General features: G+C 71.3%; 13 protein-coding genes. 8 read left to right on the top strand and 5 right to left on the bottom strand.

Translation table 11 applies throughout. The features are described from left to right. The first annotated feature begins 201 nt into the window (after window positions 1-201). Entirely contained in the window at window positions 202-1,071 is an 870-nt protein-coding gene (locus ACIBQ6_RS28565; protein ID WP_397215644.1) for an arylamine N-acetyltransferase, read from the top strand. A 21-nt stretch (window positions 1,072-1,092) separates the two neighbouring features. Here the strand turns inward: ACIBQ6_RS28565 and ACIBQ6_RS28560 are convergent, their stop codons facing one another. After that, window positions 1,093-1,491: a VOC family protein gene (locus ACIBQ6_RS28560; RefSeq protein ID WP_397215642.1), complete on the bottom strand. Its 399-nt coding sequence runs from the start codon at window positions 1,489-1,491 to the stop codon at window positions 1,093-1,095. A gap of 95 nt (window positions 1,492-1,586) precedes the next feature. On the opposite strand from ACIBQ6_RS28560, the gene ACIBQ6_RS28555 reads away from it, so the two are divergent. Beyond that, a complete protein-coding gene (locus tag ACIBQ6_RS28555; protein WP_397215640.1) occupies window positions 1,587-2,708 on the top strand; it encodes a helix-turn-helix transcriptional regulator in 1,122 nt (373 codons plus the stop codon). Between the two features lie 27 nt (window positions 2,709-2,735). On the opposite strand, the gene ACIBQ6_RS28550 is transcribed toward ACIBQ6_RS28555, so the two are convergent. Beyond that, window positions 2,736-3,401, bottom strand: a complete 666-nt coding sequence (locus ACIBQ6_RS28550; RefSeq protein WP_397215638.1) for a nitroreductase — start codon at window positions 3,399-3,401, stop codon at window positions 2,736-2,738. Between the two features lie 14 nt (window positions 3,402-3,415). Further along, the gene (locus tag ACIBQ6_RS28545; RefSeq protein ID WP_397215636.1) at window positions 3,416-4,825 is read right to left on the bottom strand and encodes a serine hydrolase domain-containing protein; all 1,410 of its coding nucleotides are present in this window, start codon (window positions 4,823-4,825) and stop codon (window positions 3,416-3,418) included. A gap of 221 nt (window positions 4,826-5,046) precedes the next feature. Here ACIBQ6_RS28545 and ACIBQ6_RS28540 point away from each other — a divergent pair, with 221 nt between their 5' ends. After that, entirely contained in the window at window positions 5,047-5,922 is an 876-nt protein-coding gene (locus ACIBQ6_RS28540; RefSeq protein ID WP_358295528.1) for an alpha/beta hydrolase, read from the top strand. An 11-nt stretch (window positions 5,923-5,933) separates the two neighbouring features. Here the strand turns inward: ACIBQ6_RS28540 and hemC are convergent, their stop codons facing one another. Next, window positions 5,934-6,869, bottom strand: coding sequence for a hydroxymethylbilane synthase (gene hemC, locus ACIBQ6_RS28535; protein WP_397215634.1), 936 nt, complete (start codon window positions 6,867-6,869; stop codon window positions 5,934-5,936). A 132-nt stretch (window positions 6,870-7,001) separates the two neighbouring features. Here hemC and ACIBQ6_RS28530 point away from each other — a divergent pair, with 132 nt between their 5' ends. Beyond that, the gene (locus ACIBQ6_RS28530; protein ID WP_358295522.1) at window positions 7,002-8,234 is read left to right on the top strand and encodes a hypothetical protein; all 1,233 of its coding nucleotides are present in this window, start codon (window positions 7,002-7,004) and stop codon (window positions 8,232-8,234) included. 196 nt (window positions 8,235-8,430) lie between these two features. Here ACIBQ6_RS28530 and ACIBQ6_RS28525 read toward each other — a convergent pair whose 3' ends face one another. Further along, complete coding sequence (locus tag ACIBQ6_RS28525) at window positions 8,431-8,910, bottom strand: hypothetical protein (protein ID WP_397215632.1); 480 nt, start codon at window positions 8,908-8,910, stop codon at window positions 8,431-8,433. A 420-nt stretch (window positions 8,911-9,330) separates the two neighbouring features. Here ACIBQ6_RS28525 and lanL point away from each other — a divergent pair, with 420 nt between their 5' ends. From lanL to ACIBQ6_RS28505, 4 genes are all read left to right on the top strand, one after another. After that, window positions 9,331-11,991, top strand: coding sequence for a class IV lanthionine synthetase LanL (gene lanL, locus ACIBQ6_RS28520; RefSeq protein WP_397215630.1), 2,661 nt, complete (start codon window positions 9,331-9,333; stop codon window positions 11,989-11,991). Window positions 11,992-12,284: 293 nt separating this feature from the next. Continuing rightward, window positions 12,285-14,060, top strand: coding sequence for an ABC transporter ATP-binding protein (locus ACIBQ6_RS28515; protein WP_397215628.1), 1,776 nt, complete (start codon window positions 12,285-12,287; stop codon window positions 14,058-14,060). Window positions 14,061-14,944: 884 nt separating this feature from the next. Then, window positions 14,945-15,172: a hypothetical protein gene (locus ACIBQ6_RS28510; protein WP_397215626.1), complete on the top strand. Its 228-nt coding sequence runs from the start codon at window positions 14,945-14,947 to the stop codon at window positions 15,170-15,172. A gap of 131 nt (window positions 15,173-15,303) precedes the next feature. Beyond that, window positions 15,304-15,626: RICIN domain-containing protein (locus tag ACIBQ6_RS28505; protein ID WP_397215624.1), on the top strand; the 323-nt coding region annotated here is incomplete at its 3' end.

Below are 15,626 nucleotides of genomic sequence, written 5' to 3'. Positions count from 1 at the left end.
TCCTCCCGGTGAACCGCTCAGGGCAGCGTCATCGTGGTCATCGTCGGTCGCGGCCGCGCGCCGCCGCATCTCGTGGATTGCGCGGTACGTCCGCCCGCCGTCCCGCTCCCCGCCCCGCAGCGTCACCTGAGGAGCAATCCGCGAGGTGCGGGACGGCCGCGCGGCGGACCACGATGGACGCGGCGACCGAAGGGAGGGCCCATGCGGCGAACTCGTGACCGTGACCTGAACGCCTACCTCGACCGGCTGGACGTCGGCGACCCCGGCGAGCCGTCGCTCCCGGCGCTGCGCGCCCTGCACCGCGCGCACGTGGAGCGGGTGCCGTACGAGACCTTGGAGGTTCAGCTCGGCCGGCGGATCACCGTGGACCCGCGCGAGTCGGTCGAGCGGGTGCTGCGCGGGCGCGGCGGCTACTGCGTGCAGCTCAACGGGGCGTTCGCCACGCTGCTGACCGCGCTCGGCTACGACGTCACCTGGCATCGGGCCGGGGTGCAGGCCGCCGTCCGGGCGCCCGCCTCGCCGGCGTCGTTCGCGCCGCACCTCGCGCTCACCGTCGCCCTCGACGGGCAGGACTGGCTGGTGGACATCGGGCTCGGCGACGGGCTGCACGAGCCGCTGCCGCTGCGGGCGGGGACGTACCGGCAGGGGCCGTTCGAGTTCCGGCTGTCCGCCTCGGACGTGGAGCCCGGCGGCTGGCGGTTCGACCACGACCCGCGCGGGTCGATCGCCGGGCTGGACGTCGAGCGGGCCCCCGCCGAGCCCGGGGACTTCGTGGAGTGGCATCCGTACCTGTGCACGTCGCCCGAGTCCCGGCTGGTGCGGGCCGCCGTCGTGCTGCGGCGCGACGCGACGGGCGCCGACTGCCTGGTGGGCTGCATGTTGCGCCGGATCGGCGCGGACGGCAGGACCGAGCGGGAGCTGTCCACCCGGCGGGAGTGGTTCGGGGCCCTGGAGGAGGTGTTCGGGCTGCGCCTCGACGACGTCAACGGCGCCGAACGCGAGGCCCTGTGGACCAAGGTCCGCGACGCCCACCTGGCCTGGCAGTCCCGCCGCCGCACCCCCGCCGCCTGACCCCGCCCGCTGGCCTTCTGATCAGCGGGCGGATCTCGCCACGGCGGCCGGGGTGACCGGGGTGAAGAAGTTGACGAGATTGCCGTCGGGGTCGCGGAACAGCAGCGACCGGTTGCCCCAGGGCATCGTGGTGGGCTCGTTGACGAAGTCGGTGACGAGGCCGGTCAGGTTCTCGTACACGCGGTCCACGTCGTCCACCAGGAACTCGACGATCACGCTGTGGTTGTCGGCCGGGCGGGAGGAGCCCGGGGCGAACAGCGGGACGGTGCGGGTGCTCGCGATCGCCAGCGTGGCGGTGCCGGTCCTGATCTCGGCGAAGTCCTCGGTGGACCAGGTCGCCGGGGTCCCGGTGGCCTGCTCGTAGAACCCGGCGAGGCGGGCGACGTCATCGGTGATGATGCGGATCGATACGAAGTTCATGACGTTCCTTCAGTGTTCGTGCAGCTCTTGGCACCCCGCACGGTACGACTGATACTGGACGGATTCGGTCCACTATTCGCCATAGGCTCGTATTCATGTCGCCACCCACCGGTCGTGTGCTCACGCTCCTGGAGTTGTTGCAGTCGGGCGGCGTCCGGACGATGGCCGAACTGGCCGACCGGCTCGGCGTGGACGGCCGTACCGTGCGGCGGTACGTCGGTCAGCTCGTCGACCTCGGGCTGCCGGTCGAGTCGGTGCGCGGCCGTTACGGCGGCTATCGTCTCGCCCGCGGTTACCGCCTGCCGCCGCTCATGCTCGACGACGACGAGGCGCTGGCCGTGCTGCTCGGCCTGATCGCCAACCGGCGTACGGCGGGCGACGCCGGGGACACTGCGAGCGACACTGCGAGCGACACTGCGAGCGACACTGCGAGCGACACTGCGAGCGAGACGGCGGCCGCGAAGATCCGCCGGGTGCTGCCGGAACGGCTCGTCCGCAGACTCGACGCGCTCATGGAAGCCCTCGCCTTCACCGGCCCGTCCGGCAGGCCCGCCGGCCCGGACGGCGCCGTCCTGCTCACGATCGCCGACGCCGTACGCCACCGCCGGCCCGTCTCGATCCGGTACGCCGACCGCACCGGCCGGCGCAGTGACCGCACGCTGCACCCGTACGGGATCGTCAGCCACGCGGGCCGCTGGTACGTCACCGGCGAGGACCCCGGCCTCGGCGAGGAGCGGACCTTCCGCCTCGACCGCGTCGCGGACGCCCGCGCCCTGCCCGGCTCGTTCGAGGCGCCGGCTGGACGCGCTGCGCCGGATCCGGCGCAGCGCGTCCTGTCGGGGTTCGCCACCGCGTCCTACCGGCACGAGGTGACCCTGCGGATCCACGGGACGGCCGAGCAGATCCGCACCCGCCTGCCCGCCGCCGTCGCCACCATGGAGGAGATCACCGACGAGCCCGCCCTCGATACCACTGACGACCCCGCTGAGGAGCCCGCTGAGGAGCCCGCTGACGACCCCGCTGAGGAGCCCGCCGGGGAGGCCGGGCCGGCGGGCGAGTGCTGGTGGCGGGTCGAGCTGCGGGCCGAACGGCTCGACTGGCTGCCCAGCGTGCTCGCCGCGCTCGACCGCCCGTTCGTCATCGAGCGTCCCGATGAGCTGCGCGACCTCGTCCTCGCCGTCGCCGGCCGCCTCGCCTCCCGCGCCCGCCGATCCTGACCGCCCGCCGATCCCGACCGTCTGGCGTCACACTCCGACGAAGCTCACCGTCTCGGCCAGGTCGGCCCGCCCGGTACGCAGCCGCGGCACGTCCTCCCTCTCGAAGCCCACCGCGACCCCACAGAGCAGGACAAGCCCGTCATGGACGCCGACGGTCCGGCTGACGGTCTCGCGGTACATCGTCCACATCACCTGGGGGCAGCTGTGCACCCCTTCCGCCCTCAGCAGCAACATGACCGTCTGCAGGTACATCCCCGCGTCCGCCCACTGCCCGGGGCCCATCGCCCGGTCGAGGTAGCAGAACAGGACGACCGGCGCCCCGAACGCCGCCGAGTTCAAGGCGGCGATCCGCCGCGGCCGGTCGGGGGCGTCGCGCTCGATCCCCAGCGCCTTGTACCGCTGGTCGGCCGCGGCGGCGAACCGGTCCAGGTACGGCGAGGTCAGCTCGGCCGGGTACATCGGGTACTCCCGCTCGTCACCCGGGTCGCCCGCCAGCGCCCTGGCCGTCGCCCGCCGTTTCAGCTCGGCCAGCGGCTCACCGGCCACGACGTACAGCCGCCACGGCTGAAGGTTCCCGCTCGACGGGGCCCGCGTCGCGGCGGTCAGCACGCGTTCGAGCACCTCCTTGGGGACCGGCTCGTCGCTGAACGCCCGCACCGCCCGGCGGCTGTCCACGGCTTCGTACACGTCCATGCCTTCTCGCCCTCTCACGTCAACCTGCCCGTGCGGGCCGCGGCGAGCAGCCGTGCGGCCGTCACCGCCGCGCCCGCGACCGCGGCCGTCACCAACCAGATCATGAACGTCGGATACAGATAGACCACCTGGATCCACATGATGTCGCCACCCCGCAGGAGCACCCGCATGATCGGGACGATCGTGACGCACAACGCGAGCGGGGCCAGCAGCGGCAGCAGCCGCGACCGCCGCCATCCCACGCACCCGACGGCCCAGCGCCGGGAGCGGGCCACGCCCCGTACGGCCAGCCCGACGGTCGCGAGGGTCAGCAGGACGAACAGGATGTCGGTGACGAGGTAGGGCGGCGAGGAGGGGATCTCGGGTGTGCCTCCCTCGATCAGGGCGACCAGGCCGTCCATGAGGGCGCCGGCGTCGCCGAAGGCCGTCCCGGTGTTCGCCATGACCGCGACGCCGTACCCCCGCTCCGGCATCAGCAGCTGGGCGGCCGTGGAGGTGAACAGGTCGCCGTCGTGCCGGACGACGGGGGTGCCGCGCGCGGTCTCGCCGATCTCCCAGCCGAGGGCGTACTCCCCGTCCTGCTCGGACGGCGTGCGCATCTCCTTGACGCTTCGCGGGGAGAGGGTGCCGTCGTTCTGCGCGATCAGCCATCGGGCCATGTCGCCGGCGGTGCTGAGGATCCCGCCCGAGCCGTTGCCGAACCCGGGCGGCTCCGGCACGGCGACGGCCCGGCCGAGCACGACCAGATGGCCGCGGGCGCTGCCGGGCAGGTCGCGGTCGGTGTCGACCGTCCTGCTGTGGCGCATGCCGAGGGGTGTGAAGACGTTCTCGTGCAGGTACGCCGCGAACGGCTGCCCGCTCACCACCTCGACCAGCCGCGCGGCGACCTGGTAGTTGGTGTTGTGGTAGCTGAAGGCGGTGCCCGGCTCCGCGGCGAGCCGGGCCGTCCTCAGCCGGGCGACGGCGCCTTCGAGCGTGCGGGGCTGGGGCAGGCTCTTCTCGCGGAAGGCCGAGTCGGCCATGCCGGAGGTCTGGTTGAGCAACTGCCGCACGGTGATCCGGGCGGCCCTGGGATCGGCCATGGTGAACTCGGGCAGGTAACCGCGCACCGGCCTGTCCAGCTCGACCTGGCCTTTCTCCACCAGTTGCAGGACGGCGAGCGAGGTGAACGACTTGCTGACCGACGCCACGGCCATGGGTGTGTCCGTCGTCACCGGCTCGCCGGAGGCGGTCCGGCCGTACCCGGCGGCGTGGACGACCTGCCTGCCCTTGGTGATCGCGACCGCGACCCCGGGGAGCCCGGTCGCCTCGCGGTACCTCGTGACGAAGGCGTCCACCGACGCTGGGGCGAGGTCCTCGGGCGGGGCCGGGCCGGACGCGAGCGGCAGGGCGAGGCAGAACACGGCGACGATGTCTCTGAGCACCCGCCCAACGCTATGGATCACCCTCGTTCCGCCACCATGGCGAAGTCCCTCCGCTTTTCCTACGGAAAACCGCCACTCCCACGCGGAAGCCGGGCGGGCCCGCAAGCACTTCCCCCCGGACGCCCCCTTGCCCGCACCCGCTGACCCGGCTGGCGATTCGTCTGTTTCGCCGGAAATGAAACCTGCGGTGCGCAGGTGTCCCTGCTGGCTACCGTGGCGGAGTGCACACAGTGATCACGCGAGACGGCCGCGCCCTTGCCGTGGAGCAGTGGGGCGTCCCCGACGGGACACCCGTCTTCTACCTGCACGGCACCCCCGTGGGACGCCTGGCCCGCCACCCCGACGACTCCTTGTACACCAGGCTCGGCATCCGGCTGATCACCTTCGACCGCCCCGGCCTCGGCGGCTCGACGCCGCTGCCCGGGCGACGCGTCGTGGACGGCGCGGACGACGTCGCCGCCGTGGCCGACGCGCTCGGCCTCGACGAGTTCGCCGTCTACGGGGTCTCCGGCGGCGGGCCGCACGCGCTGGCGTTCGCCGCCCGCCACCCCGGCCGGGCCGTCCGGGTCGCCTCGCTGGCGGCGCTGGCCCCACGCGACGCCGAGGGCCTGGACTGGACGGCCGGGATGATGGAGGGCAACCGGCGCAGCGCAGCCGTCGCCCTCCAGGATCGCGACGCGATGATCGCCCACCTGGGGGCGGACTCGTCCGGGCCGCCGCAGTTGCCGCCGTTCGAGGCCGCCGTCCTGACGCGTCCCGAGGTCAGCGCCATGTTGGCGGCCGCCTACGCCGAGGCGGTCCGTCCCGGCCTCGGCGGCTGGGCCGACGACGTCATCGCCCTCTTCGGCAGGCCCTGGGGGGTGGACCCCGCCGCCATCACCGTTCCGGTCCGGCTGTGGCACGGCGAGCTGGACGGGGTCGTGCCGGTCGCGCACGCCCGCTGGCTCGCCGCCCGGATCCCCACCGCCACCCTCACCGTCCAGCCCGACGCCGGGCACGCCGGGCACTTCGACGCCACCCCCGCCACGCTGGAGTGGCTGCTGCACGGCGACGAGCCCCTCCGCGACCAGGACGAGGTGGCGGCCGCCACGACATAGGCGGCCCGCCGTCAGTGGGGGATGGCGTCGATCAGTTCCCGGGCGCCCTGGCGGAGCAGCGCGACCGCGACGGAGGTGCCGAGCGTCGCCGGGTCGAGCGGGCCGGCCCACTCGTGCGCGTCGAGCACGCGCTTGCCGTCGGGGGAGAAGACCCGGGCGCGCAACGACAACCGGCCGTCGCGCTCGGCGCGGGCGTACCCGGCGATGGGCGAGTTGCAGTGGCCCTGGAGCACGTGCAGCAGCATGCGCTCGGCCGTGATCTCCCGCCACGTGTCGGCATGCCCCAGCCCGGCGACCGCGTCGACGGTCGCCGGGTCGTCCTCCCGGCACTGCAGGGCGAGCACGCCCGCGCCGATCGGCGGGCACATCGTCTCCAGCGACAGCGCCTCGGTGATCCGTTCCGGCCGGCCGATGCGCTCCAGCCCGGCCACCGCCAGCAGCAGCGCGTCGGCCTCCCCCGCGTCCAGCTTCTCCAGGCGCCGGTTGGCGTTGCCGCGCATCGGCACGCAGCGCAGCTGCGGGTGGGACGCGGCGAGCTGGGCCACGCGCCGCACCGACGACGTGCCGATCCGGGTGCCCTCGGGCAGCGCGTCCAGCTTCAGGCCGCCGGGGTGCACGAGCGCGTCGCGCAGGTCGTCACGCTTGAGGAAGGCCGCGAAGACCGTGCCGGCCGACAGCGGGCGGTCGGCGGGCACGTCCTTCATGCAGTGGACCGCCAGGTCGGCCTGGCCGGCCAGGAGCGCCTCGTCGACCTCTTTGGTGAAGGCGCCCTTGCCGCCCAGCGCCGACAGCGCCCCCTGCCACCGGTCGCCGGACGTGGTGACCGGGACGACCTCGGTGCGGATGCCGGGATGCCGGTCGGCCAGCTCCCGCCGGACGCGCTCGACCTGGGCGAGCGCCATGGGAGACGAACGCGTCACGATGCGGATCAGCTCGGGGACGGCCATCCCCCGATCGTAGGGCGTCACCTCCGTGCCGCGCGGGCTGATTCCGGAGCTCGCCATGGATGGCCCGCCGAAGGGATGGCGGCTTAGGGTACGGATCACCAATTGTCACGGGGGAAGAGGACGGGGACGTACATGATGGCCAATGATCCGGGGCGGCCGACGCTGATGACGCGGATGGTCGCGGCGTACAAGGGCGAGGTGCGCGCGGACGAGCTGGAGGCGTACCGGCGGGCCGGGGGTCTGGTCTACACCGAGCTGGAGCGTGCCGAGGAGCTGCGGTTACGCCTGGTCCAGGACGGCGTCAACCTCTGGCACGGCCCGCAGTCCGCCTCCGGGCAGCTGCTGTGCACCTGGAACGCGTTCGTGCTGCAGACCATCGGCGAGCAGCTGCTCGACTCCGACTACAGCGCCGACCCGCGCACCGCGGGCTACGTGCCGCCGGTCACCAGCCGGCAGGTGGCCGCCTGCTTCGCGCAGGTGGAAGGCTGGGTGTCACGCGCCCGGCAGGCGGCCGGCAACACCCGCTATCTGGTCGAGACAGAGCTCCAGCTGCCCGCCGACCTGCCCGAATGGGCCGAGGCGGACCCGTGCCCGCTGCCCCACCTGCACGGCATGCTGGCCGCCACCCGCGCGATCCGCCGGCACGCGGAGGTGGCCTTCGGCGTGTTCGAGCAGACCGTCGCCGACGACCACGACCACCAGGCCGACCTGCAGCGGCTGCGCCAGCTCGTGGCCGAGGCCGCCACCGCCGCCGACTATGCCGAGGGGCTGCTCAAGGCCGATCCGCAGCCGAGCCTGCACGAGGCGATCGAGCAACGGCTGCAGCGGTCCCTGGAGCTCTACTACCACGTGGGCCAGCTCATCGCCATGCCCAGGCACATCGCCACCTACCAGAGCACCGTCACCAGGCCCGCGGCGACGTACAAGTCCCTTGAGGCGAATCTGCGCGACCTCGACCCGTGGTGCCTGACCGACCCGCAGCGGCGGGACTACTGGCAGGCCGACCCCAAGGCCCGGCAGGCCGTCAAGGAGATGTGGGAGTACGACCCCGACCCGGCCGCCACGCTGCACATCCAGGCGCAGATCGACGCCGCCTTCCGGGACGGCGCCATCGCCTACGCCGTAGACGCGGCGGGCAAGCCGCTCGGCAGCTACTACTGCTGCCCGTTCCCCGCCATCTATTCGGTGCGCAGGCCGGTGGTCATCGCGGGCAGGCTGCTGCGGCCCATGCAGCGCTTCACCTTCGAGGCGTCCGCCGAGGAGATGGAGAGCGGCGGCCCGTTCCGGCGCGAGATCATCGTGGCCGACTTCAAGCCGACGAACGAGATCGACTACTGCGACCCCGACGGGCTCCACGGCGACTAGTGTCTTCCGCCTGAAATTCGCCGGCAATATTCAGCGAGGGATTCGAGGATCTCCTCGGCGGATCTCCAGCTCGGCCGGCACGGTGTCGGTGGCGGGCGACCACCTGCCCTTCCAGCGCTACGACCTCAGCGCTGCCGGGGACATGCGCACGTGGGCGCGGAACGGCTGTTCCGCGCCCACCGTCGATCCATCTGTTTCAGCAGCCGACCGGCGCGTCCACCGTGACGGAGGCAGGGCCGTAGAAGCTGGGCCCGCCGGGACCCACGGGCCCCTGGGACAGCTTGACCTCGGCGCGAACCGTCGATCCGCAGGGGACGGTCGCGGTGGCGCCCTCAACGGTCACGGTGTTGTTCCAGATGCTCACCGACTGCCGCCGGGAGCCGAGGAACAGGCCACCGACGACTTGGCCGGACACCTCCACCTCTGCGCGCTGTGGGGTGATGACTCCGCCGGGTCCAGGCTCCGCGATGCCGGGCGCGCCGACGGTGCCGTAGAACCGTGCCTGGGTGCCGGTGAGATCCACGCAGGCCTTGGTGGAGAGGCCCGAGATCAGGACGCTGTCACTGCAGGTGGTCGTAGTCGTGACGGCGGATGCCGGGCTGCTCAACGCGAGCGCCCCCGCGGCCGCCGCCCCTGCGGCGAGTACCGCGGCTCCACGCTTGACGATCTGCTTCAACGATTTCCCCTTTGATGATCGGGCGTGCGGCCTCGCGCCGCACACGAGCAGTAGCATGTCACACATGACATGATGAAAGGCCGAGCGCCAGGAGAACTGCGCGATAACCACGGGAAAAGGTTTGAGCGTTTAAAATCGGGCAGCCCAAAACCGCAAAATCGGAAAATGAAATGGGGGTCGAAAGCGAAGGCGCAAACCCCGGCCGTCGAGCTCTCGCCCAGAAAGCGTTCGGCTGCTTCGCGCCGTGCCTCACCTCCGGCATCTCAGCTGAATGCGACCGATACAGGGAGTGGCGCTCTCCTCCGGCCGGGAGAGGAGCTCTCACCTCGCATTCAATTCATTTCCCATTCATCTGCAAGAGCGCTTCGCGACTCTCGGTTCCGCAGGCAAGCGGCGACGGTGGAAGCGGGTCACGTGGGCATGCATTCAGAAGACCCGGCCATTCTGCGCGACATCGTGACCGCCGAACTCGGGCGCGCGGGCGCACAGGACTGGTCGATCGTCGAGGACAACCTCTGGTGCAAGGTCACCCCCGACGCCTACCCGATGCCCGACCAGGGATGGAAGCTGCACGTCTCCGCGACGATGCTCTCCGCCCCGCTGGCGCTCGCCCGCGTCTCGCGAGTACTCGCCGAGGCCCGTTGCGCCTTCAAGTTCCCCGCCCGGCTGAGCGACTACTGGAAACTCCTTGAGCCGCACTGCAGCCGGGCGCAGGCCGGGAAGTTCATCACCGTCTATCCCCTCGACGACGCCGAGTCGGTACGCCTGGCCGCCCTGCTCGATGACGCCACCCGCGGACTTCCCGGTCCGGTGATCCTTTCCGACCGTCCGTACCGGGTGGGCGGGATCGTCCACTACCGCTACGGCGCCTTCAGCGGGCACCGCGTGCTCGGCAACGACGGGTTCTACGAGATTCGGCTGCGTTCGCCGCAGGGCCGGCTCGTTCCCGACGAACGGCGGCCCAGCTTCTCCCCGCCGCCGTTCGCGACCTGCCCGTTCGAGGTTCCGGTGGCGAGCCGGCGCCCGCGGGCGTCTGCGGTGATGCTCAATGACCGGTTCATCGTCCGTAAGGCCGTACGGCATGCCAACCGGGGCGGCGTCTACCTCGCCGAGGACACCGCCACCGGCCACGAGGTCGTCGTCAAGGAGGGGCGTCCGCACGCGTGCGCCGATCTGAGCGGCCGCGACGCGCGGGATCGGATCGCGGCCGAACGTTCCTGCCTGGAAGCCCTCGCCACGGCCGGGATCACACCGGCCGTGGTGGACTTCTTCGAGCAGGGCGGTCACACCTTCCTCGTCGAGGAGCTCGTGCCGGGGATCACGCTGCAGCGCTGGTCGGACGAGAATGCCGGGCCACTGGGCGAGGACGGCTTCGGCAGCGCGCCGGCGCAGGTCCTGCCCATCATCAGCCGCCTGACCACGTTGCTGAAGGCGCTGCACGGCCGAGGCTACGTGTTCGGCGACCTGTCGCCGAACAACGTGATGCTCTCGCCCGGCGGTGAACTACGGCTCATCGACCTGGAACACGCGGCCGTGCCGGGCACCACCGTCATGGTGGGCGGGACTCCGGGCTACCTCGCCCCGGAGCTGGCGGGCCACACGGGGGAGTTCCGGCCCGCCCCGCACGCGAGCGCCGACCTCTACAGTCTCGGCGCGATGGCGTACTTCCTGGCGGTCGGCGCCCACCTGGACCCGCCGGGCCCCGGCCAGGCGGCCAGGGTGGCAGCGGTTGCCGCGGCCAACCCCACGCTCGCCCTGCTGCGACCGCTCGTGGAGGGCCTGCTGGCGACAGAACCGGAGCGGCGCTGGTCGCTGGACAGCTGCCTCCGCTTCCTCACCGCTCCCGCCCCGGAGCGGGCCGCCCCCCACCACCGGTCCCGGCCGCCGCAGCGGATCGGCCGCCTGATCGACGACGGGATCGCGCACCTGGTGGAGACGATGGACACGAGCGAGGACGCCCCGTCGCCGTGGCCCGACGCCGCCGACGGCATCGAGGCCGATCCGTGCTCGGTCAACGGCGGCGCGGCGGGAATCCTCGGCGTCCTGACACGAGCCGAACCGCACGCGAGGGCGGCTGCCGAACTCGCCCGCTGGTTGAGGCGGCGGCTGGCGGCCGAGGACGTCTGGCCGCCCGGCCTGCACTTCGGGCGCTCCGGCGCCGTGTGGGCGCTGTACGACGCGGCGACGGCCACGGGCGACGCCGAGCTGGCCCGGTTCGCGGTACGGACGGCGCGGCGACTGCCGACCGACCACCCCGGCTCCGACGTGACGCACGGACTGGCCGGAGGCGGCATGGCGCTCCTGCACATCGCCCTGGCCTCGGGAGATCTCCCGCTCCGGGACCGGGCCGCCGAAGCCCTCCAGAACCTGCATCAGGCGCGGTCGTACGGCAACGGCCACCCGCAGTGGCCGACGCCGCAGACGTTCGACTCGGGCCTGGCCGGGGCCAACCACTTCGGTTTCGCGCACGGCATCGCCGGCATCGGGACCGCGCTGCTCCACGCGGGCCGGGCCCTCCACCGGCCTGACTGGACGGCGACCGTCCACGAGATCGCCCGCGCCCTCTACGAACACGCCGAAGTGGACGGCGACACCGCCTGGTGGCCGACGCAGCGCGGCGACCTGTCCACGGTGCGCCCGCGCCGGCCGCACTGGTGCAGCGGCTCCTCCGGGATCGGCTCCTTCCTCGTGAGGTACTGGCGTGCCACCGGCGACCCGCCCGCGCTGGACCTGGCGCGCAAGGCCGCGGCGGCCGTGCACCGTACTCGATGGCAGTCAGGGCCGGTGCCGTGCCACGGACTGCCCGGCGACGGTGAATTCCTGCTCGACATGGCCGACTTCACCGGTGACGACCACTACCGGCGGTGGGCGCGAGATCTGGCCGGCTGCCTCGAAATCCGTGCGGCCGATCGTCGCGGCCGCCTGCTCGTCCCCGGACCCCAGGGAGACTTCCCGCCGACCTTTCTCGCCGGTACGGCGGGGATCGTCGCCTTCCTCATCCGACTGCGCGACCGGTCCGCCCGGTTGTGGATGCCGGAGGAGGCCCCCAGGCTCGCCGCTCCCGCAGCGGGACGGCGATGACAGACGGCCGCGCCACTGGCGGCCCCGGCATTCACAAGGAGGTGACGACCATGTCCTTCGACGTCGAGGACCTGCAGGCGCTCCAGGAGCTCGAGCCCGGCGCCAACGAGGCGCTCCGGCTGACCAACTGCATCAAGCACTTCGGCTGCACCGACAACTGACAGTCGAACCCGCCCGCCCGGACACGGGCGGGCGGGGCTCTGTTCGATCACCAGACGTTCGATCTACCAAACGCTCGGTCACCAGACGCTCGGTCACCAGACGTTCGATGCAGACAAGGACAGGCCCGGCCCGTGCACGATCGTCCCCTCTTCGCTCCGGAGAAGCCTCCCGCCCCCGGAACCTGGCGCAGGGTCGTGCGGCTGTTCATGCCGCACCGGCTCGCCATCTGCTTCGTCGTCCTGCTCGTCGTGGCCTACTCCGCGCTGAACGCCGCCGTCCCGTTGCTGACCCAGCTGGTCTTCGACCGGGCGCTGTTCGGCGCGGGCGGTCCCGACCTGCCGCTGCTCGCGCTGATCGCCGGCCTGGCGGCGGCCACCGCCTGCGCGGTGGGTGTGGTGGACCTCGGCCAGTCGTGGGTGTCGGCCCGCGTCGCGCAGCAAGTGGTGCACGCGCTGCGCGTGGAACTGTTCGGCCGTCTCCAGCGCATGCCGCTGGCCTTCTTCGCCGCGACACCAGGTGGCGAGATCCAGTCGCGGCTGGCCAACGACACCGCTCAGATCGAGAACGCCGTCAAGGACACCCTGCCCAGCACGCTGTCCGGCGTCATCGGATTCGTGGCCGCCGCCGGCGCGATGGTGGCACTATCCCCCCAGCTCGCGGGTGCCGCCCTGATTCTCGCGCCCATCGTCGTCTGGGTGGCCTCCCGCTCCGGGCGAGCGCTCAAGAACCTGTCGGAGGTCAGCCAGCACTCTCGCGCGCAACTGTCGGCCATCGTGGCGGAGCGGCTGAGCCTGGGCGCCGTCATCCTGGCCAGGGTCCACGGCAGAAGCGCGGACGAGGCCGGCCGATTCGCCACGGAAAGCCGGCGGCTGATCCGGCTCGGAGTACGCTCCGGACTGGTGGCCCAAGGGGTGCTGAGCGCGGGACACGTCTTCTTCGTGTTGACCCCCTATCTGGTGTTCGTGGCGGCGGGCCTGTCCGACGGGATCACCCCAGGCACACTGGTGGCCTTCACCGTGCTGCAGGCCAGGCTCTACCAGCCCCTTTGGCAACTCCTGCACATCTCCACCGAGTTCCGCTCCGCCCAGGGAGCCTTCGAGCGGGTCTTCGACTACCTCGACATGGAGCCCGAGCCGGAGCCCGGCCCTGACGCACGGCCGGACCCCGCTCCCGGGCCCGGCGCGCTCGCCGTCCATGGGGCCACGTTCCGGTACGCCGCAGAGGAGCGGGGCCGTCCGGCGTTGGACGCTGTGAGTCTCGCCCTCCCGGCCGGATCCACCACGCTGGTCGTCGGCCCGAGCGGCTCGGGCAAGACGACACTCGGCCACCTGCTGGCCGGCCTGCACACGCCCACCGAGGGCTCGGTCCGGATCGACGGGGTGAAGATCACCCGTCCGTCGCCCGGACAGATTTGCATCGCCACGCAGGAGCCCTTCCTCTTCCAGGGGTCGATCGCCGACAACCTCCGATACGCCGCCCCCGACGCCACCGCGGACGATCTCATGCGCGCCTGCCGGCTCACCCGCGTCCACGAGCGGATCATGGCACTCCCGGACGGCTACGACTCGCTGGTGGGAGAGCGGGGGGCGCTGCTGTCCGGCGGCGAACGACAGCGCATCGCCCTGGCCCGCGCGCTCCTGGCCGGCGCGTCAGTGCTGGTTCTCGACGAGGCCACCTCCGCGCTCGACCCGATGACCGAACTGGAGGTCGTCGAGGCGATCCTGGCCGAGCGGGCGGGACGGACGACGGTGATGATCACCCACAGGTTCGGCGTCCTCGAGTCCTTCGACACCGTCGTGGCCCTGGACGAGGGCCGGGTAGCGGAACACGGAGATCGCCTCGACCTGCTCGGCGACCGGCACGGATGGTACGCGCGGATGGTCCGCGCTCAGACCGGCGTCGCATAGACCCCCCGTTCGCCCTGTGCCGCGTCAAACCATCACACAGGGCTTGAGCTGCATGTTCTCCGAAGCGGCTACGCGGCTCGCAGGCCACCGGCGGACGGTCACCGACGCGATCGGCCTGGTCCTGCGCCGATGCCTGGATGGAGATGCGGGGTGTGATGGGCGAGTACGACACCCAGGCGCGCCTCGCCGCAGAACGTTCTACTGGAGATCGCGCTGTCGCCCGCCGCCGGATCGGCGATCAGGTTGTTCTGTCCCGCGGGCGGTGAGTTCGTCGTCGGCCGGGTCTCGATCCTGGTCAAGCGTGCGTGGACGTCATGTGCACCCAACCGAGAACGCAACGACATCGCCTCCCCCCCGGCTCTGCCGCTTTCACGTGCGCACGTCAACAATCACCTGCCTACTGGCCAATAGCGACCAAGCGCCGGCGTCACATGGACATGGCCATTCAGTCATCTCTCCATGGGCGATAACCCGACCAGCACCAGTGCTTTGGCCCGGTGTACTTTGACATTAATTCTCCATACGGCCGACCTCGACCCCACTTCTGCCATTGTCATCGGATCTGAACGGTGATAGTCGCCTGCGCCGGCCCCTCGGACGGGCTGCCGGACACCTTGTGGTGATCCCGCCTGGCACCGCTGGAGGGATTAAGTGGCGGAGGCTTGAATCCTGTCCGGATGTGGCCAGGGCTGGGGGGTGTTTTCCCGCCCGTAATCAAGTTTCATAGAGACGAACGGGGCGCCGTTGCCTCGATCATCGACCGGACAGGGGCTGGTGATTGACATCGAGGGTGCACCAAAATCAAGCCCGCCCGTGCTCCTGCCGGCGCTTATCAGCTCTTCGCCAAACATTCCGGCAAGGCGCTGATAATCACCTCCGATGAGGTGGTGGAGCAGGCCGCGTTCGACCCCATGTACTCCTCCATGCGCTTCCGGCTCGTGCACTACAACGAGAAGGATTACGCGGGGGCGTGCTGGATTCTCGCCGAGGCTTTCAACCAGATGCTGTCCGCGGACTCCACCACTGCGGGCACGCCGCTGGTGTTCCCGCCGTTGTTCGGCAGCTCATCACGGGCTTTCTTGACGGGCGCATCTGCCGGAATTCGTGGCTGAAGAATATATGGCCCCTTTTTCTGTGTTGCCCCTTGAGCGTCGGCCGGCTCAATGTGGTGACCACCGGCAGGGCACGCCGTCCGGTGTGTGTCAGGCTCCTCCCCCCGATTTCCCCTACCAAGGAGGTAACCATGGCTCCCTTCCCTTCTCGCGCCCGGCTGATCGTCAAGCATTCGGGCAAGGTGCTGGCCATCGAGAACGCCAGCCTCAAGGACGGCGCCAGCCTGAACCAGTACGACTCCGGCACCCAGGACAACGAGAAGTTCGAGCTGCGCGACGCCGGTGACGGCTACGTCCGCATCGTCGTCAAGCATTCGGGCAAGGTGCTGGCCATCGAGAACGCCAGCCTCGATTACGGTGCCAGCGTGAACCAGTACGACTCCGGCACCCAGGACAACGAGAAGTTCGAGCTGCGCGACGCCGGTGACGGCTACGTCCGCATCGTCGTCAAGCA

This window comes from Nonomuraea sp. NPDC049655 (assembly GCF_044465465.1).
GTDB lineage: Bacteria > Actinomycetota > Actinomycetes > Streptosporangiales > Streptosporangiaceae > Nonomuraea.
This window is presented reverse-complemented; position numbering and strand designations above follow the sequence as displayed.

Coding starts and splice junctions, on each gene's coding strand:
- hemC (WP_397215634.1), bottom strand. CDS start 6,869: ATGGCCGTCCCCGAGCTGATCCGCATCGTGACGCGTTCGTCTCCCATG.
- lanL (WP_397215630.1), top strand. CDS start 9,331: ATGCATTCAGAAGACCCGGCCATTCTGCGCGACATCGTGACCGCCGAA.
- ACIBQ6_RS28560 (WP_397215642.1), bottom strand. CDS start 1,491: ATGAACTTCGTATCGATCCGCATCATCACCGATGACGTCGCCCGCCTC.
- ACIBQ6_RS28565 (WP_397215644.1), top strand. CDS start 202: ATGCGGCGAACTCGTGACCGTGACCTGAACGCCTACCTCGACCGGCTG.
- ACIBQ6_RS28555 (WP_397215640.1), top strand. CDS start 1,587: ATGTCGCCACCCACCGGTCGTGTGCTCACGCTCCTGGAGTTGTTGCAG.
- ACIBQ6_RS28550 (WP_397215638.1), bottom strand. CDS start 3,401: ATGGACGTGTACGAAGCCGTGGACAGCCGCCGGGCGGTGCGGGCGTTC.
- ACIBQ6_RS28530 (WP_358295522.1), top strand. CDS start 7,002: ATGATGGCCAATGATCCGGGGCGGCCGACGCTGATGACGCGGATGGTC.